Raw genomic sequence first — 8548 nt, 5'->3', positions numbered from 1 at the left:
CCGGTCAAGCACGTCAGCAGAACCAGAAAACTCATGACTCAATCCGCATTCTCGCGCGCCGACGGCGCGCTGCAGGTCGAAGGCGTTTCGGCCGCGTCGCTGGCCGATCAGTTCGGCACCCCGCTCTACGTATATTCGCGCAGCGCGTTGACCGACGCATATAAAGCTTACGCCGATGCCTGCAGCGGCCGCCGTGCCACTATCCATGTGGCCGTGAAAGCCAACAGCAACCTCGCGGTGCTGAACGTATTCGCGCGGCTTGGCGCGGGCTTCGACATCGTCTCGTCGGGTGAACTGGCGCGCGTCCTGGCTGCGGGCGGCAAAGCCGAAAACACGGTGTTCTCCGGCGTCGGCAAGACGGCAGCGGAAATGCGCGAAGCACTCGATGCCGGCGTGAAGTGCTTCAATGTCGAGTCCATTCCCGAACTGCATGCGCTGAACGAAGTGGCCAGGGCGGCGGGCAAGCAAGCGCCGGTGTCGCTGCGCGTGAATCCCGACGTGGATGCCAAGACCCATCCGTATATTTCCACGGGCCTGAAATCGAACAAGTTCGGTGTGGCGTTCGCCGATGCCCGTGCGACCTACGCCCAGGCAGCGGCCATGTCGAACCTCGACGTGATCGGAATCGACTGCCATATTGGTTCGCAGATCACCGAAGTGAGCCCGTATCTCGATGCCGTCGACAAATTGCTGGATCTCGTCGAGCAGATCGAAGCGGACGGCACGAACATTCATCACGTCGATGTTGGCGGTGGGCTAGGCATTACGTACGACGACGAAACGCCGCCGGCTATCGGCGAATTCGTGCGTGCGGTGCTGGCGCATATCGATGAGCGCGGGCATGGTCATCGCGAAGTGTATTTCGAGCCGGGCCGCTCGCTGGTCGGCAATGCGGGCGTGTTGCTGACGCGCGTGGAGTACCTGAAACCGGGCGAAGAGAAAAATTTCGCTATCGTCGACGCCGGCATGAACGACCTCGCGCGTCCTGCGATGTATCAGGCATTTCATCGCATGGAAGCCGTGGAAAAGCGCGCGACGAAAGCGCAGCTCTACGACGTGGTTGGTCCTGTTTGCGAAAGCGGCGACTGGCTCGGCAAGGATCGGGAGCTCGCCATCGAACAGGGCGATCTGATCGCGATCTTCTCGGCGGGCGCCTACGGTTTCGTGATGAGCTCAAACTACAATACGCGCCCGCGCGCCGCCGAAGTCATGGTCGATCGCGAACGTGCCCGGCGAGTGCGTGAACGCGAAGAAGTGAAGCAGTTGTTCGCGGGCGAATCGATTTTCCCGGACTGACTTCAGTCGGTCGAATCAGCGTAAAAAAGGGCGGCGCCATTCAAGCGTCGCCCTTTTTCGTGTGCGCCGCGATCAAAAATCTGCTAACCCGAGCTTGCCTGCATCATTCGCGAGCGCAGCCAGACAATCACCCGCCACGCCAACAACACCACCACAATCGAGCCATAGATCTTCGGCAAGATGAGATCGTGTTTGCCCGCTTTCATCCACCAAAAGTGCAGGATCGCGAGTACGGCGATTGGATAGATCAGTTTATGCAGCGTTTGCCAGCGACGGCCGAGCTTCCTGACCATCGCTTTCGGCGACGTCACGGCGAGCGGGATCAGCAGCACGAATGCCGAGAAACCAACCAGGATGAATGGCCGCTTGACGATATCCTTGAGCATGGCGAAGACATCGAACCATTTGTCGAACCAGACGTACGTGGTGAAGTGCAGCACGACATAGAAGAACGCAAATAGCCCGAGCATCCGCCGAAAACGCAGCAGCGCGTTCAGGCCGGTCAGCCGGCGAACCGGCGTGACGGCAAGCGTGATGCACAGGAATACGAGCGTCCACAGGCCGGTCGAGCGGGTAATGAATTCGATTGGATTTGCGCCCAAGCCGCCCGTGAAACCCAGCAGCACGATCCGCGCGAGCGGATACAAACCGCCAAGAAATACAGCCACTTTCGCCGGCACGATCCAGTTGGTGCCGCCTGCTGCAACGCGTGTTGCCGGCTTTGTTTTGACATCGGAAGCCACAGCCATCCTCGTCCCCTGAACCTTAGAAATTGGCCTTGAGATCCATGCCGCGATACAACGACGCGACCTGATCACCGTATCCGTTGAACATCAGCGTCTTGCGCTTTGGCGTGAAGAAACCGTCCTCGCCAATGCGCCGTTCCGTTGCCTGACTCCAGCGCGGATGATCGACGTTCGGGTTCACGTTCGAATAAAAACCGTACTCCTTCGGCGCATACTCACTCCAGCTCGTTTTCGGCTGTTGCTCGACAAAACGGATCTTCACCAGCGATTTCGCGCTCTTGAAGCCGTATTTCCAAGGCACCACGATACGCACCGGCGCGCCGTTCTGATTCGGCAGCACTTCGCCGTACAAACCGACGGTCAGCAGCGCCAACGGATTCATCGCCTCGTCCATGCGCAAACCTTCAGAATATGGCCAGTCGAGAATGGGATCGGACAGTCCGGGCATCTGCGAGGGATCGGCTAGTGTGATGAATTGCACATATTTCGCGTTGCCCGTCGGCTGCGCGCGCTTGATGATTTCGGACAGCGGAATGCCGATCCACGGAATCACCATCGACCAGCCTTCGACGCACCGCAGCCGATAAATACGCTCCTCGAGCGGCGCGAGTTTCACGATTTCATCGATGTCATACACCTTCGCATTCTTGATCTCACCTTCCACCGATATCTTCCACGGCCGCGGGCGCAGCGTATGCGCGTTGTGCGCCGGATCGGCCTTGTCCGTGCCGAACTCGTAGAAGTTGTTGTAGCTCGTGATGTCCTTGAACGGCGTCACCTTGTCCAGGGCGACGAATTTCGTGTTCGTGGTTGCTGCGAGCTTCTGACCCTTTGCGTCGGGCGATGTCATCGTGGCAAACGCTTCGCCGTTTACGCCGATGAGCCCCGTCGCCGTCAGCGCACCCGCGGCCCGCAACACGCGACGGCGGTTCTCGAAGAACGCGCGCGGCGTGATCTCGCTTCGGGCGATGTCGTCGCCGAAAAGCTGGCGTGTGTGTTTCATACCCATTTCGATACTCCTGAAATTTGTGTCGCGGCTCGCGTCAGCGTCGCCGCTGCTATAGCTATATTCGTGGCAAACACCGAATTGGTTTCAGCTATTCCGCCGAGGCAATAAAAAAACCGCCAGCAAATCTTGCATGGCGGCTTTTTTAGCCGGTGTTTAGCGGCAGATATTACAGCTTGCCGTAACTATGCAGGCCAGAGAGGAACATGTTCACGCCCAGGAACGCGAACGTGGTGACCAGCAAACCGGTCAACGCCCACCACGCGGCTACCGAGCCACGCAGGCCCTTCATCAGGCGCATATGCAGCCATGCGGCGTAATTCAGCCAGACGATCAGTGCCCACGTTTCCTTCGGGTCCCAGCTCCAGTAGCCACCCCACGCTTCGGCGGCCCACAGCGCACCCAGAATGGTCGCGATGGTAAAGAAGGCGAAACCGACTGCGATCGACTTGTACATCACGTCGTCGAGCACTTCAAGCGACGGCAGGCGATCCGCCAGAATGCCGCGTTCCTTGACCAGATAGGCCACCCCGACCATGGCGGCCAGCGCAAAGCTGCCATACCCGATGAAATTCGCCGGCACGTGGATTTTCATCCACCAGCTTTGCAGCGCAGGCACGAGCGGCTGGATCTGCTGGGCGTCGCGAGCGATGGAATACCACATCAGAAAGCCGACGGCAGCGCTGATCACCAGCAGCACGAAAGCGCCCATTGCGCGCGTGTTGTAGTGCTGTTCGTAATACAAATAAAACAGCGACGTGATCAGGCAAAACAGCACGAATACTTCATACAGGTTCGAAATGGGGATATGGCCCACGTCCGAACCGATCAGGTAAGACTCGTACCAGCGCACCATCAGCCCGGTGAAGCCCATCAGCACTGCTGCCCACGTCATCTTCGAGCCAATCGCACCGCCCGTGGGCGAACGCGAAATCAAGCCGATCCAGTAGAACACGGTGGCCAGTACGAGCAGCGCACTCATCCACAAAATGGCCGACTGACTGGACAAGAAGTATTTGAGGAAGAAGTTGGTATCGGCGCGGGCGAGGTCCGCGTGATAAAGCTGCAACGAAGACAACGACATCACCGCGATGCACGCAATCAGCAGCCGCACCGGCTTCCAGCGCCATCCGAGCACCACGAACACCGGCACGGCGCAGCAGAGCACCAGCTTGTCGTAGTAGTTCATGAACGGGTGATACCGATACAGCGCGAAACCCGCGCCGGCAACCATCGCCAGGGCGAACAGCCAGTCGGTCACACCGAGACGCTTGAGAAACGGACGTTCGTCGAAGAGGTCTGGATCGATGGGCACTTTGCCCGCGCGCTGCTGCGCCAGAGTCGAATGCGAGGAGGCTTGTGTGAGGTCCATGTTCTTACCGAGTTGAATCCTGCGAGCCGGCGGACTTGGTGTCCACGGGCGTTTCCGGTGATGACGTTACCGGCTGTGACTTGACGCCCAGCATGGCGCCGATCGCGTCGCGCGTTCGCGCGAACTCCTTCTCGAAGTCGATCGTACGGCGCGCGGTGGACATTGCCATCAACACGCTCGTGCCGCCCGTTGGCGTATCTTTGAGCCAGAACCAGAGACGACGTTCACGCACGTAAAACATCGAGAAAATGCCGAACACGAGCAGAAGGCTGCCAAGATACACCACTTTTTTACCCGGTGCGCGCGTCAACTGGAACACGGAAGCCTGGATCTGCTTGAACGAATCGAGTTGCAGAAAAACCGGCGATCCGTACAGAAAGCTGTCCGAAAGAGCATTGATTGACGATTGCACGAATTGCGTGTTTTTCGCGTCCGGCTGAGCCTCAGGAAGGCCATTCTGAGCCCGCGAAATCTGCCACAGATCCCACGTCGCGCCTTCCAGCATACGCAGCAATAAACCCGCCGCCTTTTCCTGCTCACCCTTGGGTACGGATTTATCGATAAAACCCGCTATCGCTTGGAAACCGCCCAACGTGGCGCCCGGCTGTCCGGGAACCGCCGCGACGCCAGATTCATCGGCGCCGGCGAACAGGTTCAGCACTCGCGACGCGCTTTCTTCCAGGTGTTTCTGCAAGTCCGCGTTTGCTTCCGGCACCGAGCGCTTCGCGAAACGACGCGCCGCTTCGTTGCGCATGGCGGGCGTTTCCAGCGCGGCGCGCAGGTTCATCCACTGCTTGATCGAGCTTTGCTCGTCAGCGGGAATGCGCAAATAGCGGAACGGATCGTTCGGGCTGAGGCGCATGCCGGCGAGGAACATCGGCTGGCCCTGGACATCGACGGGAAGCATGTAGTTGTTGAATTCGCGCGCCTGCCCGTCCGTGCCCCGCACCTTGTATTGCACCGACGGCCCGACGTTGCGCAGATCGGTCGGCTTCGACGTCTTCGCGCCCGAACCCAGCCTTTCATCGAAAGCCTGCTTCAGCGTCTGCGTCTGGCCGACGCCGCGAGTATCGATCGAGCCGCTGCCGTCCGTGACGTTTTCGACGTTGATCGCGCGGAAATCGGTGAATTCCACGGTTTCACCCTTGCCGCCGATCGCCTGCGGGTCCATCGGCACCGTGCCGCCAATGGCGCCGTCGAACGGCGTGGTTTTCGCGCTGCCGCCGGACATCGGCCAGGCGGTCATGGAGAGCTTCGAACCGCCGTCCTGGAAGCTCGACTGATAGATTGAAATACCGTCGTAGGTGAACGGTTCATTCACTTCCACACGTGCCGGGATGCGCTTGCCGGTCGCATGATCGATCACGACGATATCGCTCGCGAACAGCTTCGGCATGCCGGTCGAGTAATAGTCGACGATAAATTTATTGAGCTGGATGGAGAACGGCAGATCCTGGATCAGCGAGCCGTCCTGCTGATTCAGGATGGCGGTTGCGACATGCTGCCCTTCCGGCACCCAGGCGTAACCGCGGAACGTGGGATTCGACGTCGGCAGCCGGTGATTCGGAGCAATGTCGTTGATGACTTCGTTCGATGCAATCGGCGTCTTGTTGAAGAGCAACATTTGCAGCTTGATCGGCAAATTGCTGTCCAGCAAGCCGCCAATGCAGATGATCACGAACGCCAGGTGCGCCGAGATATAGCCGAGCTTCGTCAGCGCGCCACGCTTGGCCGCGATCAGCGTTGCGCCGCTCTCGGTCTCGCGCGTGACGAACTTGTAGCCCATCTTGCCGGCGAGGCGTTGCAGCTTGGCGGCGGTTTCTACCCGCGAGTCGGGCGCCTGCGGGAATTCGCCTTTGTGATGGAACGCGCGCAGGCTGCCTTCGTGCACCCGATCCTTCCAGCTCTTCATGTCCGCGATCATCTTCGGGCCATTGCGGATCACGCACAGCGACACCGAAACCACCAGGAACGCGAGGATCAGCAAGAACCACCACGCGCTATACACGTTGTAGAGGCTCACGCCACGGAAGATGTCGGCCCAGAACGGACCGAACTGATTGACGTAATTCGGGTACGGATCCTCTTGCGTAAGAACCGTTCCAATAATGCTTGCTATCGCGAGAATGACGAGCAACGAAATGGCGAAGCGCATCGAACTAATTGTTTCGATGGCTTGACGCACGCTGCTACGGCTCGACTTCGACTGCAATCCCGACGTGGTGACGCTCATTCAAACTCCGGCTGAACAGCAAAAAAGGGTGGAGACGCAAGCGGTCTTTGACCGGCGTCCCACCCTTTTTCTTATTTTGCACGCCGGCCTCGTCGGACCGGCTTCGTACCACATTCGACTATGACCCGCGCATGTGACGTCCGGGCGACGCTGCGCGCATCTTAATGCAGACCCGCGCTTGCTGCAGGCGGGTCATGCGGACCATTACAGACCGTCAGTGACGGTTAGCGACCATTAATGAAGGCCCGCAATGTAGTCTGCAACCGCCTTCACTTCCGCCTCATTCAAGCGCAAGGCAATGGTGTGCATCGGCTCACTGTTATTGCGCGTGCCCTGAGCAAACGCGGTGAGTTGCGCAGCCGTGTAGTCGGACCATTGTCCCGACAGCCGCGGATACTGCACCGGCACGCCCATGCCCGTTGCACCATGGCAGGCGGCACACGCCGGGACACCCCTGTCGGCAATGCCCCCGCGATAAATCTTCTGCCCAACCGGCACGGTGTTCTTGTCACGCGCGTAACCCGGCTTGGCCTTCTGCGTCTCAAAATAAGCCGCCACGTTGACCATATCCTGATCGTTCAACGCGCCCGCAATGCCCGCCATGATGGCGTTCTTGCGCGCCGGCTCTTTCGCGCCCGGCTGCGTCTTGTAATCCTTCAACTGCTTGACGATGTACTCGGCATGCTGGCCTGCAAGCTTCGGAAACGCGCCGCCGGCACTGTTGCCGTCTGCTCCGTGACACGCTGCGCAAACCTGGGTGGCAATTGCCTGGCCCCTTGTCACGTCTGGCTTGGCGGGTGTGCCCGCTTCTGCCGCTTGCGCTGTGACTGTCCAGCCTACCAACCCCGCTCCTAATGCTGCTGCTAATTCCAGGACCATCAGAGTCTTGTACAGTCGGTTCATTCGCGTACCCTGTTTTTCGTCTTGTGAGAATGTGAGGTTCTGCAAAAAACGACGGTTGACCGATGCACTGCAAGACACCCGACAGAGGACTCGACACGGGATCAAAATTCACCCGGCACGCGCCCTGAAATCTGTCTTCAAACCTGTCTCACTCCTTATCCCGCTTGGGTCTTGCGTGCCCTGGCTGGTCTTCGTACAACCGTCGTATTGTACAATAACTCGCTAAACGCAAAGACGCCAGTCGGGGCAAGCCCAGTATTCAGTGGCTCCTTACAGCTCGAGTTTCCACAGAATTTCATTTTCGGTCTTCCCATGTCGTCATTTCTGCTCCATCAAGCCCGTTTCTTTACAACGGTCAATCACCTGAAGGACCTGCCGCCGACGCCCCAGCCGGAGATTGCATTCGCGGGCCGCTCGAACGCCGGCAAGTCCACGGCCATCAACCTGCTGTGCAACCAGAAGCGGCTGGCGTTCGCCAGCAAGACGCCCGGACGCACGCAGCACATCAACTACTTCGCCATCGGCCCGGCGGACCAGCCCAAGGCGCATGTGGTCGATTTGCCGGGGTATGGGTACGCTGAAGTATCGGGCAACGCCAAGCTGCATTGGCAGCAGTTGCTGTCCACGTATTTGCAGAGCCGCGCACAGCTCGTCGGCATGATCCTGATGATGGATTCGCGCCGTCCGCTGACCGAACTCGACAAGATCATGCTCGAATGGTTTGCGCCCACGGGAAAGCCAATTCACGCTTTGCTGACCAAATGCGACAAATTGACGCGGCAGGAAAGCATCAACACGTTGCGGGCAACCAAGAAAGCATTCGAGGAGTACACGGCGGCCGGATATCGCGGCGAATTGACGCTGCAGCTCTTCTCGGCGCTCAAGCGCGTCGGGCTCGACGAAGCCCACGAGAAAATCGAAAGCTGGCTGATTCCGAAGGAAACCGAGGAAATTGCGCCGGAAGACGAAGCGCAGTGACGAGGTGCGGTGAG

General features: G+C 59.1%; 7 protein-coding genes. 2 read left to right on the top strand and 5 right to left on the bottom strand.

All coding sequences use genetic code 11. The features are described 5' to 3' along the window. Window positions 1–33 precede the first annotated feature (33 nt). The gene (gene lysA, locus BSU04_RS22440; protein WP_089162648.1) at window positions 34–1296 is read left to right on the top strand and encodes a diaminopimelate decarboxylase; all 1263 of its coding nucleotides are present in this window, start codon (window positions 34–36) and stop codon (window positions 1294–1296) included. Window positions 1297–1379: 83 nt separating this feature from the next. Here lysA and msrQ read toward each other — a convergent pair whose 3' ends face one another. From msrQ to BSU04_RS22415, 5 genes are all read right to left on the bottom strand, one after another. Further along, the gene (gene msrQ, locus BSU04_RS22435; protein ID WP_089162647.1) at window positions 1380–2045 is read right to left on the bottom strand and encodes a protein-methionine-sulfoxide reductase heme-binding subunit MsrQ; all 666 of its coding nucleotides are present in this window, start codon (window positions 2043–2045) and stop codon (window positions 1380–1382) included. Between the two features lie 16 nt (window positions 2046–2061). After that, a complete protein-coding gene (gene msrP / locus BSU04_RS22430) occupies window positions 2062–3051 on the bottom strand; it encodes a protein-methionine-sulfoxide reductase catalytic subunit MsrP (RefSeq protein WP_089162646.1) in 990 nt (329 codons plus the stop codon). Window positions 3052–3217: 166 nt separating this feature from the next. Beyond that, a complete protein-coding gene (gene ccsB / locus BSU04_RS22425) occupies window positions 3218–4420 on the bottom strand; it encodes a c-type cytochrome biogenesis protein CcsB (RefSeq protein ID WP_089162645.1) in 1203 nt (400 codons plus the stop codon). A gap of 4 nt (window positions 4421–4424) precedes the next feature. Further along, window positions 4425–6653, bottom strand: coding sequence for a cytochrome c biogenesis protein ResB (locus tag BSU04_RS22420; RefSeq protein ID WP_089162644.1), 2229 nt, complete (start codon window positions 6651–6653; stop codon window positions 4425–4427). Between the two features lie 234 nt (window positions 6654–6887). After that, window positions 6888–7556: a c-type cytochrome gene (locus BSU04_RS22415; RefSeq protein WP_089162643.1), complete on the bottom strand. Its 669-nt coding sequence runs from the start codon at window positions 7554–7556 to the stop codon at window positions 6888–6890. Between the two features lie 312 nt (window positions 7557–7868). Here BSU04_RS22415 and yihA point away from each other — a divergent pair, with 312 nt between their 5' ends. After that, window positions 7869–8534: a ribosome biogenesis GTP-binding protein YihA/YsxC gene (gene yihA, locus BSU04_RS22410; protein ID WP_089162642.1), complete on the top strand. Its 666-nt coding sequence runs from the start codon at window positions 7869–7871 to the stop codon at window positions 8532–8534. Window positions 8535–8548 lie beyond the last annotated feature (14 nt).

The sequence above is a fragment of the Caballeronia sordidicola genome (assembly GCF_002220365.1).
GTDB lineage: Bacteria > Pseudomonadota > Gammaproteobacteria > Burkholderiales > Burkholderiaceae > Caballeronia > Caballeronia sordidicola_C.
Note: the sequence above shows the minus strand (reverse complement) of the source record. Positions and strands in the feature narration are given on the sequence as shown.

Bases quoted from the DNA above. Each gene is read 5' to 3' on its own strand.
- lysA (WP_089162648.1), top strand. From the start codon at position 34: ATGACTCAATCCGCATTCTCGCGCGCCGACGGCGCGCTGCAGGTCGAA.
- msrQ (WP_089162647.1), bottom strand. From the start codon at position 2,045: ATGGCTGTGGCTTCCGATGTCAAAACAAAGCCGGCAACACGCGTTGCA.
- msrP (WP_089162646.1), bottom strand. From the start codon at position 3,051: ATGGGTATGAAACACACACGCCAGCTTTTCGGCGACGACATCGCCCGA.
- ccsB (WP_089162645.1), bottom strand. From the start codon at position 4,420: ATGGACCTCACACAAGCCTCCTCGCATTCGACTCTGGCGCAGCAGCGC.
- BSU04_RS22420 (WP_089162644.1), bottom strand. From the start codon at position 6,653: ATGAGCGTCACCACGTCGGGATTGCAGTCGAAGTCGAGCCGTAGCAGC.
- BSU04_RS22415 (WP_089162643.1), bottom strand. From the start codon at position 7,556: ATGAACCGACTGTACAAGACTCTGATGGTCCTGGAATTAGCAGCAGCA.
- yihA (WP_089162642.1), top strand. From the start codon at position 7,869: ATGTCGTCATTTCTGCTCCATCAAGCCCGTTTCTTTACAACGGTCAAT.